The 21331-nt window shown below is 72.5% G+C and carries 16 protein-coding genes; 11 read left to right on the top strand and 5 right to left on the bottom strand.

The window, feature by feature from the left end; translation table 11 throughout:
* Positions 1–24 precede the first annotated feature (24 nt).
* Positions 25–276 (bottom strand): type B 50S ribosomal protein L31, encoded by a 252-nt coding sequence (locus tag JL106_RS18715; protein WP_205262273.1) that lies wholly within the window; start codon positions 274–276, stop codon positions 25–27.
* 30 nt (positions 277–306) lie between these two features.
* Positions 307–1110 (bottom strand): class I SAM-dependent methyltransferase, encoded by an 804-nt coding sequence (locus JL106_RS18720; RefSeq protein WP_205262274.1) that lies wholly within the window; start codon positions 1108–1110, stop codon positions 307–309.
* Positions 1111–1362: 252 nt separating this feature from the next.
* On the opposite strand from JL106_RS18720, the gene JL106_RS18725 reads away from it, so the two are divergent.
* From JL106_RS18725 to JL106_RS18760, 8 genes are all read left to right on the top strand, one after another.
* Complete coding sequence (locus JL106_RS18725) at positions 1363–3936, top strand: TIGR03773 family transporter-associated surface protein (RefSeq protein WP_205262275.1); 2574 nt, start codon at positions 1363–1365, stop codon at positions 3934–3936.
* On the top strand, positions 3933–5498 hold the full coding sequence (locus JL106_RS18730) for an anchored repeat ABC transporter, substrate-binding protein (protein WP_236007935.1): 1566 nt from the start codon (positions 3933–3935) through the stop codon (positions 5496–5498). The genes JL106_RS18725 and JL106_RS18730 overlap by 4 nt, the downstream gene beginning before the upstream one ends.
* 50 nt (positions 5499–5548) lie before the next feature.
* Positions 5549–6565: a choice-of-anchor M domain-containing protein gene (locus JL106_RS18735; RefSeq protein ID WP_205262277.1), complete on the top strand. Its 1017-nt coding sequence runs from the start codon at positions 5549–5551 to the stop codon at positions 6563–6565.
* 68 nt (positions 6566–6633) lie between these two features.
* The gene (locus JL106_RS18740; protein WP_205262308.1) at positions 6634–7410 is read left to right on the top strand and encodes an anchored repeat-type ABC transporter ATP-binding subunit; all 777 of its coding nucleotides are present in this window, start codon (positions 6634–6636) and stop codon (positions 7408–7410) included.
* A 3-nt stretch (positions 7411–7413) separates the two neighbouring features.
* The gene (locus JL106_RS18745) at positions 7414–8289 is read left to right on the top strand and encodes an anchored repeat-type ABC transporter permease subunit (protein ID WP_205262278.1); all 876 of its coding nucleotides are present in this window, start codon (positions 7414–7416) and stop codon (positions 8287–8289) included.
* A gap of 124 nt (positions 8290–8413) precedes the next feature.
* Positions 8414–9943 (top strand): choice-of-anchor M domain-containing protein, encoded by a 1530-nt coding sequence (locus JL106_RS18750; RefSeq protein WP_205262279.1) that lies wholly within the window; start codon positions 8414–8416, stop codon positions 9941–9943.
* Positions 9944–10336: 393 nt separating this feature from the next.
* Positions 10337–11347 (top strand): WxL protein peptidoglycan domain-containing protein, encoded by a 1011-nt coding sequence (locus JL106_RS18755; RefSeq protein WP_407940203.1) that lies wholly within the window; start codon positions 10337–10339, stop codon positions 11345–11347.
* A 71-nt stretch (positions 11348–11418) separates the two neighbouring features.
* The gene (locus tag JL106_RS18760; protein WP_205262281.1) at positions 11419–14406 is read left to right on the top strand and encodes a choice-of-anchor M domain-containing protein; all 2988 of its coding nucleotides are present in this window, start codon (positions 11419–11421) and stop codon (positions 14404–14406) included.
* 269 nt (positions 14407–14675) lie between these two features.
* Here JL106_RS18760 and JL106_RS18765 read toward each other — a convergent pair whose 3' ends face one another.
* The 3 genes from JL106_RS18765 to JL106_RS18775 form a co-directional block, all read right to left on the bottom strand.
* Complete coding sequence (locus JL106_RS18765; protein ID WP_205262282.1) at positions 14676–15050, bottom strand: hypothetical protein; 375 nt, start codon at positions 15048–15050, stop codon at positions 14676–14678.
* Between the two features lie 75 nt (positions 15051–15125).
* Entirely contained in the window at positions 15126–15989 is an 864-nt protein-coding gene (locus JL106_RS18770) for an NAD-dependent protein deacetylase (protein ID WP_328842587.1), read from the bottom strand.
* Positions 15990–16037: 48 nt separating this feature from the next.
* A complete protein-coding gene (locus JL106_RS18775; protein WP_205262283.1) occupies positions 16038–16727 on the bottom strand; it encodes a metal-dependent transcriptional regulator in 690 nt (229 codons plus the stop codon).
* Between the two features lie 100 nt (positions 16728–16827).
* Here JL106_RS18775 and JL106_RS18780 point away from each other — a divergent pair, with 100 nt between their 5' ends.
* The 3 genes from JL106_RS18780 to JL106_RS18790 form a co-directional block, all read left to right on the top strand.
* Positions 16828–18015 carry an acetoin utilization protein AcuC gene (locus JL106_RS18780; protein ID WP_205262284.1) on the top strand — a complete coding sequence of 396 codons (1188 nt, stop codon included), beginning with the start codon at positions 16828–16830 and terminating at the stop codon, positions 18013–18015.
* 27 nt (positions 18016–18042) lie between these two features.
* Entirely contained in the window at positions 18043–20787 is a 2745-nt protein-coding gene (locus tag JL106_RS18785; protein WP_205262285.1) for a bifunctional acetate--CoA ligase family protein/GNAT family N-acetyltransferase, read from the top strand.
* Positions 20788–20920: 133 nt separating this feature from the next.
* Positions 20921–21331 (top strand): DeoR family transcriptional regulator (locus JL106_RS18790; protein ID WP_205262286.1); only part of this gene is annotated, 411 nt, incomplete at its 3' end.

Here is a 21331-nt window from a genome sequence, read left to right on the forward strand (position 1 = left end):
CGAAGGTACTGACCGTGATGTCGATCACCGGCTGCGCCGCCCGTACCGGCGGTGGAACCGCTCGACCCGGCCCTCGGAATCCATCACTCGGGCGGCCCCGGTCCAGAACGGGTGGGAGGCGCTGGTCACGTCGACCACGATGAGCGGGTACTCGTTGCCGTCGGACCAGGTGATGGTGGCCGTGCTGGTGGCGGTCGACCGGGTGAGGAACTCGTCGCCGGTCGACGCGTCGCGGAACACGACCGGGTGGTAGTCGGGGTGGATGCCGGGTTTCACGGATGTCTCCTCGAGGTGGTGATCGGATGGTCAGCTTCGGGACGGGACACGGCCGACGGCCAGCAGGGAGTCCAGGCAGATGTCCTGGACGCCGTGCTGCTGCAGCACCGCGGTCAGGTCGTTGCGGATGGCCTGCTGGGTCGGGACGTCGTCGGGCAGCAGACCGCGCAACGCGGTGCCGGCGACCAGGGACCAGGCCAGGTCGGGAGTCAGTGGTTGCGTGCGGTCGACGCGGCGGATCCCGATGTCGGTGGTGTCGAGATCGGTGAGCCAGGCCCGGAACCGATCCGGGGTCGAGATCCGTTCCGCCGGTGGGGTGCTGGACGCCGGGGGGAGCGGCCGGTGTCGTCCGATGGCGGCCATCGCCAGCGGCATGAACGTACCCATCGCCTGGTCGGCCCAGGTCAGGATGGCGAATCGGCCTCCGGGTCTGAGGTGTCCCAGCAGCGTCCGGGTTCCGGCGTCCATGTCCGGGAAGAAGAAGACGCCGTAGCAGCAGACGAGTGCGTCGTACCCGCCGGACGCCGGAGCCAGGACGTCGGCCACGGTGAAGCCGATGTTGGTCAACCCGGCCGACAGCGCCTTGGCTCGCCCGAGCGCGACCAGGTTGGGGGCCAGGTCGAGGGCATCGACCGACCCGGACGGGCCGGTCAGCTCGGCAGCCGGGAGCGCTGAGCCACCGGAACCGCAGCAGGCATCGAGCACTCGGCTGCCCGGTGTCACCACCGCCTCGGCGGCGACCCGGCCCATGGGAGTCCACAGCAACCGGTCCCAGGCCTCGAAGTCGGCGTGGCCGACATGGAACGGGGTGCCGACGGTTGCGGGCGCAGTCATACCGTCCTCCGTGGTGCTGTGGCGGTGCCGTGACCGTCCGGTGGATCGGCCCGACAGGTCGACCTCGTGATCATCGACATTGCGAATCATACTCATTACGACTACGGTCCCATCGCATCACGGGATCCCGGCGGCGAGACCTGTCTGCGCCGGTGCGATCGGCGAGACCCACTCAGCAGGAGTCACTGTCGTGCCTCACTGGTCGGCCGCCGGAGGACCCGTCTGGCCTACCGCCGTTCTCGAGGAGTCGTCGTGTCCTTCCTGCCGCCGCGGAAGGGGCGACGTCCCGTCGTCCCTCCTGCGCTGCTGACCGTGCTCGTTGCTGCGCTCGTCGCGGTCCTGACGGCGGCGCTGAGCGTGATCACCGTCCCGAGCGGGGCCGTGGCCCACGCCGAGCCCGGTGCGGCACCGAGTGAGCAGGCCGGGCCGGCCGTGGTGGATCGGGGTCGGGTCGACGTCTTCCGGCTCGGGATGACCGGTACGGATCTGACCCTGTCGACCGGCGCGGCCGCCGGTCCGGGCTCCGATCCGTCAGCTGCCTGGGTGCAGCAGATCGTGGGCCGGGATCCGTCCGGCGTCGTGTTCCACCTGCCCGACATCGCCGGGGACCGGGTGGGCCGGACCGTGGTACCGGCCGGGTCGTTCGAGTTCATCGCCCCGGAGGGCGACCCCGTGTGGGTGCTGCCGGTGCAGGGGACCGACAGCTCGCTGCTGGCCGGCTGGGAGGCCCGGTCGGTGGGTGCCGGTGTGCTGCAGGACGACCTGGTCACCCTGGAGTTGCTGGACGCCCAGGTACCGGCCGGTGCGCGGCTCGAGGTCTTCACCACCGAGCCGCTCGGCGACCCGGTCCGCCTGCTGAGCACCCAGGACCGCGCGCTGCGATCCGTCCCGGTCCGTGCCGGGACCCAGGCCGACGCCAGCTGGGCCTTCACGGCGCTCGGCACCTACCGACTGACCGTGCAGGCCACCGGCACGACCGTGGACGGCGAGACCCTGCGCTCGGCGGCCCAGGAGTTCACCTTCGTGGTGGGTGACCTGCCGGCCGTCCCGGCCGAGGCGTCCAGCGCGGCGGCCGACCGGACCGCCGGTCCGAACCCTTCGGTGCAGGTGCTGGCCAGGGCGATGCAGGCTCCGGCTCCGGCTGCAGTGCCCGCACCGGCCGCCGCTCCGGTGGCCTGCCCGTCGCCGCAGGTCTTCACCGAGGGGCACTTCGACTTCGGGTCCCAGTTCGACGGCACGCTGCACTCCCGGATCAAGACCGACGACCAGGGTTGGCTCGAGCCCAGGACGGTCGTCTTCCACGTCGGTGACCCGGCCGAGGTCACCATGCCGGCGGGCTACGAGTTCGTGGCGGCCGCCGGCACTCGGGCCTGGCAGATCCCGCAGACCCAGGCCCCGGGCATCCCGTGGCTGGGCTGGAACACCCAGGACCGCACCATCGCCGGTCAGGTCGACGGCCCCGTCACGATGACCCTGGCCGGGGTCGACGGTCCCGGCGAGCTGGCCGTGTTCCTGCAGGGATCCTTCGGCGGCGTGGGGACCCGGGTGATGGACACCGTGGGCGGTCCCACCTCGTACGACATCCCGGTCGGCGCCACCGGCGTGCACGCCCACGGCAACTGGGTGTTCACCGCCCCGGGGGTCTACCGGGTCAGCATCACCCAGTCCGCCACCATCAGGGGCGCGGTGCAGCGGGACACCGAGACGCTCAACTTCCTGGTCGGTCCCGGTGATCCGCTGACCGCCGCGGCGCCGTGTGGATCGGGCGCTCCGGCTGCGCCGGACGCCGGGACGCCGGCGGCACCGGGTGGCAGTGCTCCGGCCGCGCCGGCGGCACCGGGACAGCCGGCCGCACCGGGCGCCGGTGGCGGCACCTCCTCGGCCGCTGCGGCGGGGGGCGGCTCGGCCGCGTCGAGCAGCGCGGCCGCCTGCATCCCGACGCCGGTGACCTCGGTGGTCACCCGGCCGGGCGGGGCATCCGGTCCGGCTCCCAGCGCCCCTCCGGCCGCCGGGGTCGAGCGACTCGCGGACGGCCACTACGACTTCGGCCCCCAGTTCGTGGACGGACAGCTCCGCCCGATGGTCAAGACCGACGACCGCGGTTGGCTGGACCCCGCGTCGGTGGAGTTCGTGGTGGGCGACTCGGCGCGGACCGCGCTGCCGCAGGGCGACGGCTACTCCTTCATCGGCGACGCCGGCGCACAGGTGTGGATGATCCCGCAGACGCAGGCGGCCGGGATCCCGTGGCTGGGCTGGAACACCCAGCACGAGACGATCAAGGGGCACGTCACCGGGCCGATCACCATGCAGTTGGACTCGGTGGAGGGTCCCGGTTCGGTCGCGGTCTTCCTGACCGGAACCTTCGGTGGCGTCGGCCAACGGATCATGGACGACGTCGGCGGTCCCACCTCGCACGACATCGAGGTCGGCGCCACCGGTGTGCACGTGCACGGCAACTGGGTCTTCACCGAACCCGGCCGGTACCGCGTCACCCTGTCCTTCTCCGGCGTCATCGACGGTGCGCCCGCCGCCGGCACGGCGGTGCTCACGTTCGCCGTCGGCGACGGCATCGCGGCGGCCGCCCCCAGCACTCAGCCGGCCGCCGTTCCGCTGGACGGCGCTCCGGTGACCGAGACGGTGGTGAGCACGGTGGGCCGCGACGCGGTCGGACGGGCGTGCCAGCTGGCGGCCGGTGGATCCACGGACGGGGCGCTGGGCAACACCGGCGCGGCGATCGGCCTGCCGCTGGCGATCGGGGCGGTGCTGCTGCTGTCCGGCGTCGGACTGCTGGTCCGCGGCCGACGGTCCCGGGCCGCGCACCGATGACCGGTGTGCGGTCCGCGCGTCGGGTCCTGATCGCCGTCACCAGCGCGGTCGCCGCGCTGGTGACGGGATGCGCCGGTCCGGCCACGCCGGCTGTCGACAACGGCCGGGTGCAGGTGGTCACCACCACCGGCATCCTGGCCGATCTGGCCCGCAACGTGGGCGGCGACCGGGTCGAGGTGCATTCGTTGGTGCCCGACAGTGCCGACCCGCACAGCTACGAACCGTCGCTGCGCGACGTCCGCAACGTCGTCTACGCCGATGTGGCGTTCAGCAACTACGCACTGCTGGAACAGCACAATGTGATCAAGACGCTGGACGCCAACCTGCGCGACGGGGTGCCCAACGTCTCGCTGGCCGAGGAATCGGTGAAGTACGCCGCCGAGCTGATCCCGCTGGTGGAGAACTTCTCGCTGGACACCATCTGGCTGGGGCTCCGGGTCCGCGGGCTGGCCGTCGACCGCGGCGCCGACCGATCCTCAGACGTGGTGCTGACCGCCACCGGCATGACCGGACCGGGCCGGCTGACCGCGTACCTGCTGGGCAGTTTCGGCCAGCCGGACATCTCCTTCGACTCCGACGACGGGTTCGGCGTCGGCGAGGACGCCGACTCGGTGATCCTGCCCCCGGATGCGCACACCCACATGAGCTGGGCGTTCACCGCACCCGGCATCTACCGGCTGACCCTGCAGGCGGCGCTGCGGGTCTCGGTCGAGCAGGAGCCGGTGCCACTGGGGGAGGGCACATTCACCTTCGCGGTCGGGGTCAACCCGTGGGAGGTGCCGGGGATGGCCGTGCGCGAGGTGCTCAACTCCGGCCACACCGATCTCACCGTCGACACGGAAGCGGAACGGCTGGTGCTCGTCTCCGACGCCCACGGCGACGGACACGGGCATGACCTCGCCGAGGCGCAGGACACCGTGATCGAAGTGCCGACCAAGGCGCTGCACGAGATTCCCGGTGACCCCAACCTGCGCTTCCTGGGCCGCGCCGGCACGGAGATCTACCAACTGCCGCAGGCGGTGCTGGGCGCGCACGTGCACGGGGAGATCGACCCGCACCTGTGGCACGACGTGCACAACGCGCAGGCGTACGTGGAACTCATGCGGGACACGCTCATCTCGGTCGACCCCGACGGCGCCGCGGACTACACCGCCAGCACCGCCGCCTACCTGGACCAGCTGACCGCACTGGACACCGAGGTGCGCGACACCATCGCGACCATCCCGGAGGGCCGCCGCCAGCTGGTCACCACGCACGACGCGTTCGGCTACCTCGCGCACGCGTACGACCTGTCGGTGGCCGGGTTCGTGACCCCGAACCCGGCGGCCGAGCCGAGCCTGCTGGAGCGGCGGCGGCTGACCGAGACCATTGACAACCTGCACGTGCCGGCGGTGTTCCTGGAACCCAACCTGGCCGCCCGATCCAGCACGCTGCAGGAGGTGGCCAAGGAACGGGGCGTCCGGATCTGCCGGATCTACGGCGATGCCTTCGACGACCAGGTGCGCACCTACGTCCAGCTGATGCAGTTCAACGCCCGGTCGCTGCAGGAGTGCCTGGGATGAGGCGAGCCTGCGACGAGCGACCGGAGACCCCCCAGAGGAGAGGAACTGTCGTGATCGGCCCGGAGATGCACCGCCGTCAGCGCCGGCCCGCGTGGAGCAGATGGACCGGCCGCGCCGCGTTCGCCCCGCTGCTGGCGGCCGCGCTGCTGTTCGGCACGTCGGGCGTCGGTCTGGCCACGCCGACGGACGGCCTCGACCAGACTCTGTCCCCGGACGAGGTGTCCGGCACCGGCCGGGCCGTGCTGGACAGCGGGCACGTGGACATCGGGCCACGCTGGCAGCAGGACCGGATGTCGATCCAGATCCACGACGACACCGCGGTGCCGTCGGTGTGGCGGCAGCCGTCCGACGTCGTCATGCAGGTCGGCGACGCCGCGACCCTGACCGTTCCGGACGACCCGGCCTACGAGTTCCTCGGGACGCCCGCCGGGGCGCAGGTGTACGTGGTGCCGCAGACCCAGCAGGCGGACGTCGTCTGGGTCGGCTGGAACACCCAGGATCCCGCGGTGATGGAGCGGGCCACGGTGGGGGCGACGTTCACCATGCACGGGGTCGAGGGCCCGGGCGAGGTGATCGTCTTCCTGCAGAGCGGCAACTTCGGTGCGCCCGAGGTGCTGTGGAACAGCCGCCAGGACGGGCCGCAGGACCTCTTCGTGGCGACCAACACGCACACCCACGCCAACTGGGTGTTCACCGAGCCGGGCGTCTACCTGGTCGATCTCGAGATCTCGGCCGACCTGTCCTCCGGTGAGGTCGCCACCGATCGGGCCCCGCTGCGGTTCGCGGTGGGCAGCGGGACCGACGTCGACGCCGCGTTCACCGCGTCGTTGGCTGCACCCGATGGTCAGGCCCTGGTCTCCGGCGCCAGCACCGCCGTGGATCCGCTCGATGCGGACGCGACCGATCCGGACGGTGGGTTCCCGACCGGCGTGGTGGTGTGGGTCGGCGTGGCCGTGGTGGTGGTGGTGGCAGGCGGGCTGCTGATCCGCTCGGTGCTCGCCCAGCGGACCGCCCGCCGCGAGGCGGCGGTGGGCGCCCGCCGCGACGATGCGGATCCGCACCCGTGAGCGCCCGGCCGTCCGACGTCGCCCGCGCGGATGACGCGCCGGTGGACGAGCTGTCGACTCCACCCCGTGTGCCGGTCGATCGGTCCGCCGATCAGTCCGGCCGGCTGGTGGTGTCCGGGCTGGCCGTGGATCTCGGTGGTCGCCGGGTGCTGCACGACGTCGACCTGACCGTCGATCCCGGCCAATTCGTCGGGTTGGTCGGGCCCAACGGTGCCGGCAAGACCACGCTGCTGCGATCGATCCTCGGCCTGCTGCGGCCCGCCGCGGGACGGGTCGAGGTGGCCGGCCGCACCGGGCGCGCCGCGGCCGACGAGATCGGCTACGTCCCGCAACGGCACGAGTTCGCCTGGGAGTTCCCGATCTCCGTGCACGACGTGGTGATGACCGGCCGGGTCCGCCGGATCGGCTGGCTGCGGCGACCCGAGGTGGGTGACTTCCGGGCGGTGGCGGAGGCGCTGGAGCTCGCCCGGATGACCGATCTGGCCCGGCGGCCGGTCGGACAACTCTCCGGTGGGCAGCGGCAGCGGGTCCTGGTGGCCCGCGCCCTGGCAGCGGAACCGTCGGTGCTGCTGCTCGACGAACCGTTCACCGGTCTGGACATGCCGACCCAGGAGCTGCTCATCGAACTGTTCCAACGGCTCAGCCGGGACGGCCGGGCGGTCGTCATGTCCACCCACGACCTGGCCGGTGCGATGCACGTGTGCGACCGGCTGTGCCTGGTCAACCGCACGGTGATCGCCGTAGGTTCCCCCGACGAACTGGTCGACCAGTCGATCTGGATGCGCACGTTCGGCGTCACCGCCGGCAGCCCGCTGCTGCGCTCGCTGGGCATCGGGGAGGGCTGAGCGATGTTGAGTCCGGCCGAGTTCATCGGCGACCTGTTCAACCCGGATCTGGCCTTCCTGGCCAAGTCGCTGCTGGTGGCGACGATGTCGAGCATCCTGTGCGGCATCGTCGGCTGCTACGTCGTGCTGCGGGGCATGGCCTTCATCGGCGACGCCGTCGCGCACGCCGTGTTCCCCGGTCTGGCCATCGCGTTCGTGCTGCAGGGCAGTCTGGTGCTGGGCGGGATCGCCGCCGGAGTGCTCACCGCAGTGCTGGTCGCGGTGTTCTCGCAGAACCGGCGGCTGAAGGAGGACAGCGTCATCGGCGTGTTCTTCGTCGCCGCCTTCGCCCTCGGCATCGTCATCATCAGCCGCGCGCCCGGGTACGCCGGGTCGCTGCAGCAGTTCCTGTTCGGCTCGATCACCGGGATCCCGGACGAGGACGTGTCCGTGGTGGCGGTGAGCTCGACGCTGGTGCTGCTGGTGGCCATGCTGCTGCACAAGGAGTTCGTCATCGTCACGCTCGACCGGGAGATGGCCCGGTCCGCGGGCATCCCGGTGTTCTGGCTCGACCTGGCCCTGTACGTCATGGTCACCGTGGCGGTGGTGATCTCCGTGCAGACCATCGGCAACATCCTGGTCCTGGCGCTGCTCATCACCCCGGCGGCGGCGGCCCGGCTGCTCACCGATCGGCTCGGCGTGATGATGCTGCTCGCGCCGCTCATCGGCGGGGGATCGGCCCTGGTCGGGCTGTACCTGTCCTGGAGCATCGACCTGCCGACCGGCGGCACCATCGTGCTGGTGGCCACCGTGGTGTTCCTGCTGTGCTGGGTGCTGGCTCCCCGACACGGCCTGCTGTCCCGTCGGTTCCGGGCGAGAGCGGTTGCCACCGAGCATTGATCACGCTCCTGCGCGGGGCTGGGTACCCCTGTCGGGTGTGAAGTCCGTGTGTTAGCGTACTGAGAGTGATTATCACTAATCCGGACAGAGGGCCTGCCCGGGTGTACGAGTGAGGGGAGGTTGGATGAGCAACCGATTGCTGCCGCGCGCGTTCGCGCTGACCCTGGCCACGGGTCTGGCAGCGGTGGCCACCAGCGTGGCGCTGGCACTGCCGGCCGCTGCGGCTGGGCCGTACGACGGGAAGCTGATCCTCGACGTCGGGCACGTCGACGGCCTGGACATCCAGAGCCAGGGCGACCAGATCGTGCTCAACGTGTTCGACGATCGGGACGCGCTGAACGCCGTCACGCGTGACCCGGCCGACGTGGTGTTCCACATCAAGGACGAGGCCGCCTTCGAGGTGCCGGCCGCCGGCCTGGGCCCCGCATTCTCCTTCATGCCGGCCGGACAGACGGTGTACCTGCTGCCGCAGGTGCAATCGCAGAACCCGGACGTGGTCTGGCTGGGCTGGGCCTCCCAGCGCACCGCCCCCGGGGTCATCAGCGCCAACCTGACCCTGACGATGTCCGACGTCGAGGGTCCGGGCGACATCCTGCTGTTCCAGAACGACGCCTTCGGGGCGCCCGTCAACACCTGGGGCAGTGGCGGCGGGCTCTCGCCGTCCGTCACGGTCAGCCCGAACGCCCATGTGCACGCCAACTGGGTGTTCACCGAGCCGGGCGCCTACACCGCGCACTTCCAGGCTTCCGGCACCAGTGCGGTGACCGGGCAGACGATCACCACCGCCGTCGAGGAGTACAGCTTCCACGTCGGTGCGCTGCCGGTCGACGAGCCGGAGCCGGTGGAGACCGAGTTGTCGATCAGCGGTCTGGCGGCCTCCTACGCCGCGGGCGACACGGTCACCCTGAACGCGGTGCAGGATCCGGAGACCGGCGAGGACCACTACCACTGGTTCTCCCGCGCCGCCGGTGCGACCGACTGGACCGTCGTCAGCGGAGCGGCGACCGGGACCTACAGCTTCCCGGCCACCGAGGCGCTGAACGGCACCGAGTACCTGGTCCGGCTGTACGACCACGATCACGCGGTGATCGCCGAGTCCGCGCCGGTCACGCTCACCGTCACCACGGGCACCGATCCCGGCCCGGGCCCCGACCCGGAACCGCAACCGGAGCTCTCACAGACCATCACCGCCACCCTGGGTGAGGATGCGGGTGCGCTGGTGGTCAGCGTGGATCCGGCTGACCGCGACGTCGTGATGGGTCCGTTCGCCCTGACCGGCGACGGGCAGGAATGGGCCTCCTCGGGTGAGCTGCGCCCGGTCCTGGTGACCGACACCCGCAGCAGCACCCCGGGCTGGAACGTCTCGGGCCAGGTCGGTGACTTCACCTCCGCCACCGACACCGTCGGTGCCCAGCACCTGGGCTGGACCCCGCAGGTCGTCGAGCAGTCGGCCGAGCAGGGTGCGGTCGCCGGGTCCCCGGTGGCTCCGGGCACCGCCGACGGCGAGGGCCTCGACGCGAGCCGCACCCTGGTGACGGCTCCGGCCGGTGCCGGTCTTGGTACGGCGACCGCCGGTGGCCAGCTCGACCTGCACGTGCCCACCGACACCGAGCCGGGCACGTACACCGCCCTGCTGACGTTGACCGCCATCTGACGGTGAGCTGACGCAGGACACCAGCACCACCGATCGCGGCACGACGGCGGCGGAGTTCCGGGTCTCGGCCCGGAGCTCCGCCGCTGATGCGCCCACCGGCGCCCACGATCAACCCTCACCGACCGCCTCCACACACGGAACGACCGGACTGTGCCTGCTCCTGCTTCCCGTACGACATGCCCACATCCCAGTGGTGGCGCGGCTTCCCGCTTCCGAGCGCTGGTCCTGCTGCTCGTCGCCGTGTCTCTGGGGGTCGGGCTCGGTCCACTCGCGCCGGTGGCGTCGGCCCAACCGTCCACCGAGCAACCGTCCACCGAGCAACCGTCCACCGAGCAACCGTCCACCGAGGCGCCTCCCGCAGAGCAGCCCGCTGACGGGCAGCCGGCGGGCGCCATCACCTGGGGCGTGCGGCCGTCGACGCCCGAGGGACCGGACGGACGCGACACCTTCCGGTACACACTGGATCCCGGCGCGTCCGTCGAGGACTACGTCGGCGTCTCGAACTTCACCGACCAGCCGCTGGAACTGGCCGTCTACGCCAGTGACGCCTTCACCACCGGCGAGGGCGGCTTCGACCTGCTGGCCGCAGCCGACGAGCCGGTCGACGCCGGCTCCTGGGTCGACTTCGGGCAGGAGACGGTGACCGTGCCGCCCCGATCCCGGCTCGAGGTGCCCTTCCGGCTGACCGTGCCGGACAATGCCACACCGGGTGACCACACCGGTGGCGTGGTGGCCTCGCTGACCTCCACCACCACCGCTGCCGACGGCAGCCAGGTCGCCGTCGACCGACGGGTCGGCGCCCGCATCTACCTCTGGGTCACCGGGGACGCGCTGCCGTCCGCGACGGTCACCGACGTGCAGCTCGTCCACCACGGCACCCTCAACCCGTTCGGATCCGGGGACGCGACCGTCAGCTGGACCGTGCGCAACACCGGCAACATCCGGCTCGCCGGCACGCCGACCGTCGAAGTGGCCGGCCCCTTCGGGCTGGGCCGCCGCACGGTCGACGCCGAACCGGTCACCGAGCTGCTGCCCGGCAACTCGCTCACGATGACCACCGAGGTCGACGCCGTCTGGCCGTGGGGCTGGCTCACCGGCACCGTCCGCTTCGCGCCGCAGTCCATCGGGCTGGACGGCGCCCCGCCACCGGCCGAGGCCGTCGGCGAGGACACCACCGCCGCCGTGCCGTGGACCCAACTGCTGCTGCTCGCCCTGCTGGTGCTCGCCGGCTGGTTGTGGCGGCGCTCGGGCATCCGCCGAGGACGGGTCCGGATCGAGGAACTGGCCGCCGCGCGGGCCGAGGGCGCCGAAGCAGGACGGGAAGCGGCGCTGCAGGGCCGGGGCAGCCAGACGGGCGGCGCCGACCAACAGGTCGAGCCGGCAGACGACCGGCCAACGCCCTGACGGCCGGCTCGACACACCGGCGCAGGTCCGGTGTGACCATCACGAGGAACGAGAGAAGCGTGAGAGCAACGATGCGGCGCACAGGCGCCGCTGCGATCGGGGTGTTGGTGCTGGCGGCGGGCGGGTCGGTGTCCCTGGTGGGGACGGCGGCCGGGGAGCCGGGGCCGCCACCGCCGAGTCAGACCCGCACGGTGGTGGCGGGGGTGCACACCGATCTGGTGGCGGCGTTCGTCGATGACGGGGTGCTGACGCTGGGTTCGATGGCTGATCTGCCGGGTGGCCAGGCGCGGGTCGACCCGGACTCCGCGGTGTTCAACGTGGAGTCGGCGTTGGCCTCGACGGTGCCGGCTGATCCGGCGTACGGGTTCCTGGGGGCGGCGGGGGCGCCGGTGTGGGTGGCGCCGCAGGTGCAGGTGCCGGATCGGTTGTGGCCGGGGTTCAGCGCGGAGTCGATCGAGCCGGGAGTCCTTGACGGGGACGCGGTGTCGTTCACCCTGGAGCAGGTCAGCGGCCCGGGTGCGGTGGAGATCTACACCACCGGGACCACTGGCGGGGCTGGGGCCCCGGTGTCCCGGTTGTTCTCCGGTGATCCGGGTGCGGGGCTGGATCCGTGGACGCTGGACGTGCCGGCGCACGTGCACGCGAACTGGGCCTTCCCGGCGGTGGGTGACTACGTGCTGCGGTTCACCGCCACCGGGACGGTCGCCGGCCAGTCGCAGTCCGCGAGCCAGGACTACACGGTGCGGGTCGGTGACGTGCCGGTCGCGGTGACCACGCAGACGTCGGTCTCGGCCGGGTCGGGGAAGATCGCGCCGGACGAGACGGTGGCGTTGACCGCGACGGTGACACCGGCCACGGCGACCGGGTGGGTGGAGTTCCTGGACGGCAGCACGACCCTGGGGCACGCCGCGGTGAGCGGTGGGACCGCGAGCCTGCTGGCCGGGCCGCTGGGCCTGGGGACCCGGCAGGTGACCGCCCGGTACGTGCCGGCCTGGACCGATGAGTTCACCGGGTCCATCAGCCCGACCGTCCCGGTCACGGTCATCGAACCGGGCGCGGTGCCGTTCGGTCTGTCCGGGATGGCCGACCGGTACACCAGCGGTGACATCCTCGAGGTGCAGGTGGTGGGCCGGACGCTGGCGGCCGATGAACGCTACGAGTGGGTGGTGGCTCCGGAGGGAGAGGACGACGACTATCTGCTGAGTGAGCTGAATCCCGAAGCGGCGACGGGAACGTTGCGGCGCGAGGTGTCCGCGGCGTACGACGGCTGGCGGCTCGCCGCGGTCGCGGTGCGCACCGTCGACGGCCGCAACGTGTACGGCGACCAGACGCCGTACGTGCCGTTCGTGGTCGACGGGCCCGACCGGGGATCCGGCGAGCCGATCACCCTCGACTGGATCGACCAGCCCTACTACGCCGACGACGTGATCGAGGTGTCGGCGAGCTCCCGTCCGCTGGGCGCGGGCGAGACGTACACCTGGGTCACCCGGAGCCCGCTGTTCTACGGGACGTGGGGCGAGCTGTGGCCGTTCCAGATCCCCACCGGTGCGAACCCGTGGGTCTTCCCGGCCAACGCCATCAACGGCTACGACGTCGCGCTGCAGATCCGGGCCGCGGACGGCACCGTGCTGGGCCAGTCCGCGCCGGTGAGTCCGACGGTCGAGTGGCGCGAGGTGCTGCTGTCCGGCGCGCAGTCGGTGTACCGGGCGGGCGCGACCATCTCGGTGACCTCCGAGGTGTACCCGGCGATCTCGGATGCCACCTACCAATGGTCGCTCGTCGACCGGAGCACCTGGACCACGACCCCGATCGAGGGCGCCACCGGTCCCACGATCGAGCTGGCCGCGGACGCGTCGATGGACGGCCTGCAGCTCCAGCTGACCGTGGGCCGAACCAACGGCACCACCTATCCGTCGTCGGCCTCGGTCCCGTTGCGGGTCAGCACCGCCGGTCCCGATGAGCAGTTGCTCTTCCTGGCTTCCCTGTCCGGCCATTACCACCAGGGCAACACCATCGCGCTGCGGGCGGTCGCCGACCCGGCCCCGGCGGACACCGACACCTACCGCTGGTACTGGCAGCGTCCGGACCAGGCGCAGGAGGTGCTGCTCGAAGGCGTCACCACCGGCAGTCACGACCTGGTCGCCGAGCAGGCGTTGGACGGCGCCACCGTCCGGACCGAACTGCTCGCGGCGGACGGCACGCTCATCGCTGCGAGCGAGCCGGCGACCATCCACGTCGACGATCACGGCGCGCCCGCCCGGCAGCAGGTCACCATCGACGGCCCGACCGAACTGGCGGCTGGCAGCACGGCGACGCTGACGGCGTCCGTCAGCCCGGCGACGGTGCTGGATCGCTACCAGTGGTTCATCACCCGGCTCGGCGCCGCCGGTCCGGAGCCGATCGAGGGCGCCACCGGCGCCGCGTACTCCTTCGGCGTCACCACGGGCCTGGACGGGGCGCAGATCGGTGTCTCGGTGGTCTTCGACGACGGCACGACCTACGTCGGTGCCCAGACCCCGGTCACGCTCCAGGTCACCGGCCAGGACCCCGACCCGGAACCGGAACCGACCCCGGATCTGTCGCAGACCATCACGGCAACGCTCGGTGACGACGCGGGCGCGCTGGTGGTCAGCGTCGACCCACAGGACCGGGACGTGGTCATGGGACCGTTCGCGCTGTCCGACGCCGGCAACCGCTGGCAGGCCGGCGGTGAGCTGCGACCGGTCACGGTGACCGACACCCGCAGCACCCGGCCCGGCTGGAACGTCTCCGGCCAGGTCGGCGACTTCATCGGTGGCTCGGGTGGTTTCGGCGCCGAGCAGCTGGGCTGGACCCCGACCGTGACCGGTCAGGCCGCCGAGCAGGCGGTCGAGCCGGGTGCTCCGGTCGCCCCCGGCGACACCGACGGCGAGGGGCTGTCGGTCAGCCGCGGTCTGGTCTCGGCGCCGGCCGGGGCCGGCCTCGGCACCGCGACCGCCGGTGGACAGCTCGAGCTGCACGTGCCGACCGACACCCGGCCCGGCACCTACACCGCCCTGCTGACGCTGACCGCCATCTGAGGCAGCGTCCACGGGTACCCCGGCGGCGGGCGGCGGCCATCTCGGCGCCGCCCGCCGTCGTGGTCTCCGGGTGGAAGAGGTTCAGCACGTCCCAGACCACCTGCCCGCCGGCGAGCAGCTGCCCCACCCCGCGTGGTTCACCCGCGCCACCCGTTCGTCCCGTGTCACCGTCGGGGTCACCGTCGGGGCTCCCTCCACGGGAAGAACTTGCGTGCGGCCAGCGTCCCGCGCTCGTGGGTCCCGCGCACCAGCAGCGATCGGGTCCGACGTCAGGTGCGCAGCATCGGTGGCAGGGTGGCTGGATCGGGTGCACCGGCGGTGATCCAGTCGGCCAGGGCGCCCGCCCGGTCCGGGTCGTCCATCAGCTCGACGGCCACCGGTGGTCGGAGCCAGCGCACCGAGCCGGCCTGCACGGCGGCCGGCCCGACCACCGCCAGGCTGCCGCGGTGACAGGCGCCCAGGCAGTCGGTGGCGATGAGCACCGCCTCCGGTCGGGTGCGGACCGAGGCGTGCAGGCAGGCGACCGACGGCGGGTGCTCGTCCGGGCCGTGGTGGCACCGCCGATCGTGCAGGGCGGCGCAGCGCTGCCCGGTGCAGTAGGCGACGGCCAGGGTGGGCCGAGCGCCGGGAGGGGACTGGTCCATCGCGACTCCCGCTCGTTGAGGATGCTCATGAGAACCATACTCAACAGTGCTGGCCCCACGTGTCGGGGGCTCGGCTCAGGCCAGGGCGTCGGCCAGCGCGCCGAGCACCGGCGCACACGCCGCGTCGAGCTTCACCGTGGCCTCGCCGTCGCCCCGGGTGATCCCGCGATTGACGATGACCACGGGCAGACCGAGCTTGGCCGCGCGCCGGACGAACCGGTATCCGGACATCACCGTCAACGACGACCCGGCCACCAGCAGCGCACCGGCGGACTCGATCGCCGCGTAGCTGCGGGCCACCCGGTCCGGCGGCACCGTCTCACCGAAGAACACCACGTCCGGTTTCAGCACCCCGCCGCACACCTCGCACCGGGCCACCCGGAACCCGGCGGTGTTCTCGAGTTCCACGTCGCCGTCCGGGTTCACCCGCAGCTGCTCCGGAAGCTGTTGCACGAAGTCGGGATTCAGCTCGTCCAGCCGTCGGTGCAGCCGCTCCCGGCTGGAGACGCGGCGACAGTCCAGGCAGATCACGCCGGCGATCCGGCCGTGCAGCGCCACCATCGACCGGCTCCCGGCCGCTTCGTGCAGGCCGTCGACGTTCTGGGTGATGAGGAAGCCCAGGGGACCGGCGGTCTCCAGCCGGGCCATGCTCAGGTGCCCCGGATTGGGCATCGCCCGGCCGATGGTCGAGAAGCCGAGGTGGCTGCGCGCCCAGTACCGCTGCTGCGCGACCGGTCCGGAGACGAACTGCTGGAACGTCATCGGCGTGCGGGGTGGAGCGTCCGGTCCCCGGTAGTCCGGGATGCCGGAGTCGGTGCTCATGCCGGCCCCGGTCAGTGCGACCACCCGACGACCGCGCAGCAGTGCGACGGCCTGCTCGACCTGCTCGGCGGTGCGTTCGTCGAGGGTCGCGGGGGTGGGCAGCGATGACCTGGTCACGGCGCAGTCACAACACCTGACGGTACGCCGGAGCAGCGACGTGTCGGATCAGGCCGCCGGCCGGACGTGGATGCCGTGGGCGATGTCCGGGTGCAGTTCGGTGGTGGTCGGGCCGTCCACGACGACCAGGGCCTCGCCGCGGACACCGAACTCGAGCACCGCGCCCGGCACCACGCCGGCCCGGTGCAGCCGGTCCATCACGGTGGGCTGGTTCTGCACCACCTCGATGATCCGGCGCACCTCGAAGCGGCCGCCGCGGGCCGCGGCCACATCGGCGGCGATGAGGTCCAGATGGGTCTCGGTGACCGGGGGCACCGACTCGCCGAGGTGGTCCAGGCCGGGGATCGGGTTGCCGTACGGGGAGGTCTGCGGGTGGCCCAGCAGGGCGACCAGTCGCTGCTCGACCTGCTCGCTCATCACGTGCTCCCAGCGGCAGGCCTCGACGTGCACGTCCTGCCAGTCGAGCCCGATGACGTCGAGCAGCAGCCGCTCGGCCAGCCGGTGCTTGCGCATCACCGAGATCGCCCGATCCCGACCGGTCCCGGTCAGCTCCAGGTGACGATCGTCGGACACCACCAACAGGCCGTCACGCTGCATCCTGGCCACCGTCTGGCTGACGGTCGGACCGCTCTGGTTCAGGCGCTCGGCGATGCGGGCCCGCAACGGGACCACACCCTCTTCCTCGAGCTCGTAGATCGTGCGCAGGTACATCTCGGTCGTGTCGATGAGATCATTCACCCTGGCGTTCCCCTTCTGCGGCCCGGACCGATCGTACTGGGTCCGCGCTGTGCGTGGTCGGCGGTCGGACCGGGCTGGGAGCGTCCGATAGCGTGAGGCGATGAGGCCGCCGCTCGTCGTCTGGGATCCGGGCATGCTGGCCTACGACCTCGGCGGCAACCACCCGTTCTCGCCCGTCCGCTGGCAGCTGACCTGGGAGCTGGCCGACGCCCTCGGGGTGTTGGACGGCATCGGCCGCACCGCCCCCGAGCCGGCCACGGACGAGCAGCTGGCCCGGATCCACACCCCCGCCTACGTCGCTGCGGTCCGGGCCGCGTCCGACCGTCCTTCGTCGGGGCTGTGGGTCGGGCACGGGCTCGGGACCGCCGACAACCCGTCGTTCCCGGGCATGCACGCCTCGGCCGCGCTCATCGCCGGCGGTTCGGTCCTGGCCGCCCGCGCCCTGGCCCACGGCGAGGCCGACCGGGCGATCAACATCGCGGGCGGCCTGCACCACGCCATGGCCGACCGCGCGGCCGGGTTCTGCGTCTACAACGACGCCGCGCTGGCCATCGCGACGCTGCTGGACGAGGGCGTGCAGCGGGTGGCCTACATCGATGTGGACGTGCACCACGGTGACGGCGTCCAGGACGCGTTCTACGACGACCCGCGGGTGCTGACGGTGTCGTTGCACGAGACGCCCATGGCCCTGTTCCCGGGCACCGGGTGGCCCGCCGAGGTGGGGACCGGCGAGGCGGCCGGGACCGCGGTGAACGTGGCGCTGCCACCCGGCACCTCGGACACCGGGTGGCTGCGTGCGTTCCACGCGGTGGTGCCGGGGGCGGTCCGGGCCTTCCGGCCGGAGGTGCTGGTCACCCAGCACGGCGCCGACTCGCACGCCGAGGATCCGCTGGCCGACCTGAACCTCACCGTGGACGGACACCGCGACATCGCCCGATCCGTGCGGAGTCTCGCCGACGAGCTGCCCGGGGGGCGATGGCTCGCCCTGGGTGGCGGGGGATACGCGGTGGTGCGGGTGGTGCCGCGGTCGTGGACACATCTGCTGGCCACCGTGGCCGGCCGCGACCTGGACCCGGCCACCGAGATCCCGCAGGTGTGGCGCGACCGGGCGCTCGAGCTGCGACCGCGGACCGAACCACCGACGGTGATGCACGACGGCACCGTGACGACCATCGAGGTGCCGCGCTGGGACGGCACCACCGAGCAGCCGGTGGACCGGGCGATCCGGGAGACCCGGGACCGGGTGTTCCCGCTGCTCGGGCTCGATCCGATGGATCCGCGGGACTGACCGGACGGGACGGGGACGGCTGTGGAGATGACGCAGCGGACGGCGCAACCCGCGACGGGGGCGGACGTCGGACCCGCGTACCCGCAGCACTGGGAGGCCGATGTGCTGCTGTCCGACGGTGGCGCGGTGCACCTGCGTCCGGCGCGGGCCTCCGACGCCGACGATATCCGCGCCATGCACGGCCGGTCGTCAGCCAGAACGCTCTATCTGCGGTACTTCTCGTCGGTGGCCCAGGTCAGTGACGCCCAGGTGCGGATCTTCACCGACGTGGACCACGACACCGCGATCGGGCTGGTCGCCGAGCTCGGCGGGCACATCATCGCCGCCGGCACCTGTCACCGGGACCTGCGCGACCGGGAATCGGCGGAAGTCGCCTTCCTGGTGGAGGACTCGCAGCAGGGCCGTGGGCTCGGCTCGGTGCTCCTGGAGCACCTGGCCGCGGCCGCACAGGAGTGCGGCATCCGCCGGTTCACGGCCGAGGTGCTGGCCGAGAACCAGGTGATGACCCGCGTCTTCGCGGACGCAGGGTATTCGGTACGTCGCGAGTTCTCGTCCGGGGTGCTGGATCTCGTCTTCGACATCGAGCCGACCGAGAAGTCCCGGGCGGTGCTGCTGGCCCGGGAGCACCGGGCCGAGTCCCGGTCCATCACCCGGCTGCTCAACCCGCGGTCGGTGGCCGTCATCGGTGCGTCCACCGAGGCGGGCAAGCTGGGCCACGCGGTGCTGGTCAACCTGCTCCGCGGCCCGTTCACCGGCCCGGTGTACCCGGTCAATCCGGAGACCCGGTCGGTGCAGGGCGTCCGGGCCTATCCGTCCGTGCTGGACATCCCCGATCCGGTCGACATGGCCGTCGTGGCGGTGCCGGCCGGATCGGTGGCCGAGGTGGTCGACGCCTGCCGGGTCAAGGGCGTGCACGCGCTGGTGGTCATCTCGGCCGGGTTCGCCGACGCCGGCAGCGACGGCGCGGCCGAGCAGCGGCGGATGGTCGCGGTGGCCCGGGCCTCGGGGATGCGGGTGATCGGGCCGAACTGCCTCGGCCTGATCAACGCCGACCCGACGATCAGCCTGAACGCGACGCTGGCCCCGGTGGTGCCGCCGCCCGGCCGGATCGGCTTCTTCTGCCAGTCCGGGGCCCTGGGTGTGGCCATCCTGGCCGACGCGCACGCCCGCGGACTCGGGCTGTCCAGCTTCGTCTCGGCCGGCAACCGGGCCGACGTCTCCGGCAACGACCTGTTGCAGTACTGGTACGGCGACGAGCACACCGAGGTCGTGCTGCTCTACCTGGAGTCGTTCGGCAACCCGCGCAAGTTCGCCCGGCTGGCCCGGGTGCTGTCGCGGGTGAAGCCGGTGATCGCGGTGAAGTCGGGCCGGCACGCGCTGGCCACCCCCGCGCTGGCCGCCACCACGGCGCCGGTGAGCGATCACGCGGTGGCCACCCTGTTCGCCCAGTCCGGCGTCATCCGGACCACGAACCTGGCCGAGGCGTTCGACGTGGCCCAGCTGCTGGCCAGCCAGCCGGTGCCGGGCGGCGACCGGGTGGCCATCGTGGGCAACTCCACCGCGCTCGGGATCCTCGCCTACGACGCCTGTCTGGATGCCGGGCTGGCCGTGCCGGACGGCGGGCCGCAGGACCTGGGGTTCCGGGCCACACCCGAGCGGTTGGCCGACGCAATCCGCACCGCCGCGGCCCGGGACGACATCGACGCGCTGGTCGTGGTGTTCGTGCCGGCCGTCGAGGACGCCTCCGGCGGACTGGCCCACGCGGCCGCGCTCAAGGCCGCCGTGCGGGACCTGCGGACCGCCTCGGCGGTGTTCCCAGCCGCGTCCCCGGCTGCCACGGCCGTGCCGGTGGTGACCACCTTCCTGGCCGTCGACGGCCTGCCCACCGAGCTGGCCGTGCCGGACGAGCAGGGACACGCCGGACGCGGGTCGGTGCCCTCGTTCCGCACCCCGGAGCGCGCGGTCGCGGCCCTGGCCCACGCCATCCGGTACGGCACCTGGCGGTCGCGTCCGGCGGGCACGGTCACCCGCCCGGACGGGGTCGACGCGGCCCGCGGCCGGGCGGTGCTGCGCCGGGCCGCGCAGGACGGCGGCACGGTCGAGCGGTCCCTGACCGACGACGAGCTGGTCGACCTGCTGGACGTGTACGGCATCCCGGTCGCTCCGTTCCGGGCGGTCGGCACCGTGGGCGAGGCCGTCACCGCGGCCGACGAGCTCGGTTACCCGGTGGTGCTCAAGGCGTTCGACGAACGGCTGCGGCACCGGGACGACCGGTCCGGGGTCCGGGTGGGGCTGTCGTCGCCGGCCCACCTGCGGGCGGCCTGGCCCGGCCTGGTCGAGCTGTCCGGTCCGCGGGTCTACGTGCAGCGGATGGCGCCGCCGGAACGGTCCGGGCTGGCCACCGTCTTCGGCATCCGCGCCGACCCGTCGTTCGGGGCGCTGGTGTCCTTCGGGCTGGGCGGCCTGGCCACGGAGCTGCTCGACGACCGGGCCTACCGGGCGGTGCCGCTCACCGACGTGGACGCCGTCGACCTGATCGCCGGACCTCGCGCGGCGCCGCTGCTCGACGGCTACCGCGGATCCCGGGCGGTGGACCGGGCGGCGCTGGTGGACCTGGCGCTGCGGCTGTCGGCGATGGCCGACGACCTGCCGGACCTGGTCGAGCTGCGGCTGCAGCCGGTGTTGGCCGGGCCGGCCGGCGTCAGCGTCACCGGTGTCACCGGCCGGCTGGGCCGGCCGATGCGACTGGACGAGCGGCGCCGGCTGGCGTGACCGACGGGTGGTCCCTGGTCCGGGCCGAGTGATCCTCACCGCGGTCCGTGCCCGGAGCCGATCATGCTCGGTAACGTGCGCGCCGGTCGCTGCCCGCCCGGTGGCGGCCGACGGCCGACGCCCAGGAGCAGAGATGGACATCGAAGACGAGTTCGCGGTGCCGCGGGCGTCGGGGTCGTCCGCGCTGGCCCCGCGGGAGCGCAAGACCGAGACCCGCAAGCGGCTGATCGCCGAGGCGCTCATGGCCGGGGGCTCGGCCACCCCGCAGGACCTGGCCACCAAGTTCGGGGTCAGCGTGGTGACCATCCACCGCGACCTGCACGAGCTGGAGCGGCGTGGTCTGGTCCGCAAGTTCCACGGCGGCGTCGCCGTCCAGCCGTCCGGCATCTTCGAGAACCAGATGTCGCACCGGCTGGCCACCCGGGCGGCCGAGAAGGCCGCGATCGCGTCGGCCGCGCTGCAGTGGGTCGAGCCGGGCATGTCCATCCTGCTCGACGACAGCACCACCACCCTGCGGATGATCGACGGGCTGGCCGACCGCACT

The organism is Nakamurella leprariae, assembly GCF_016918035.1.
In the GTDB taxonomy this organism is placed as follows: Bacteria; Actinomycetota; Actinomycetes; order Mycobacteriales; family Nakamurellaceae; genus Nakamurella; species Nakamurella leprariae.

Excerpts from the sequence above, each read along its gene's own strand:
- JL106_RS18780 (WP_205262284.1), top strand. The coding sequence starts at position 16,828 with ATGAGGCCGCCGCTCGTCGTCTGGGATCCGGGCATGCTGGCCTACGAC.
- JL106_RS18720 (WP_205262274.1), bottom strand. The coding sequence starts at position 1,110 with ATGACTGCGCCCGCAACCGTCGGCACCCCGTTCCATGTCGGCCACGCC.
- JL106_RS18785 (WP_205262285.1), top strand. The coding sequence starts at position 18,043 with ATGACGCAGCGGACGGCGCAACCCGCGACGGGGGCGGACGTCGGACCC.
- JL106_RS18730 (WP_236007935.1), top strand. The coding sequence starts at position 3,933 with ATGACCGGTGTGCGGTCCGCGCGTCGGGTCCTGATCGCCGTCACCAGC.
- JL106_RS18760 (WP_205262281.1), top strand. The coding sequence starts at position 11,419 with ATGCGGCGCACAGGCGCCGCTGCGATCGGGGTGTTGGTGCTGGCGGCG.
- JL106_RS18745 (WP_205262278.1), top strand. The coding sequence starts at position 7,414 with ATGTTGAGTCCGGCCGAGTTCATCGGCGACCTGTTCAACCCGGATCTG.
- JL106_RS18765 (WP_205262282.1), bottom strand. The coding sequence starts at position 15,050 with ATGGACCAGTCCCCTCCCGGCGCTCGGCCCACCCTGGCCGTCGCCTAC.
- JL106_RS18750 (WP_205262279.1), top strand. The coding sequence starts at position 8,414 with ATGAGCAACCGATTGCTGCCGCGCGCGTTCGCGCTGACCCTGGCCACG.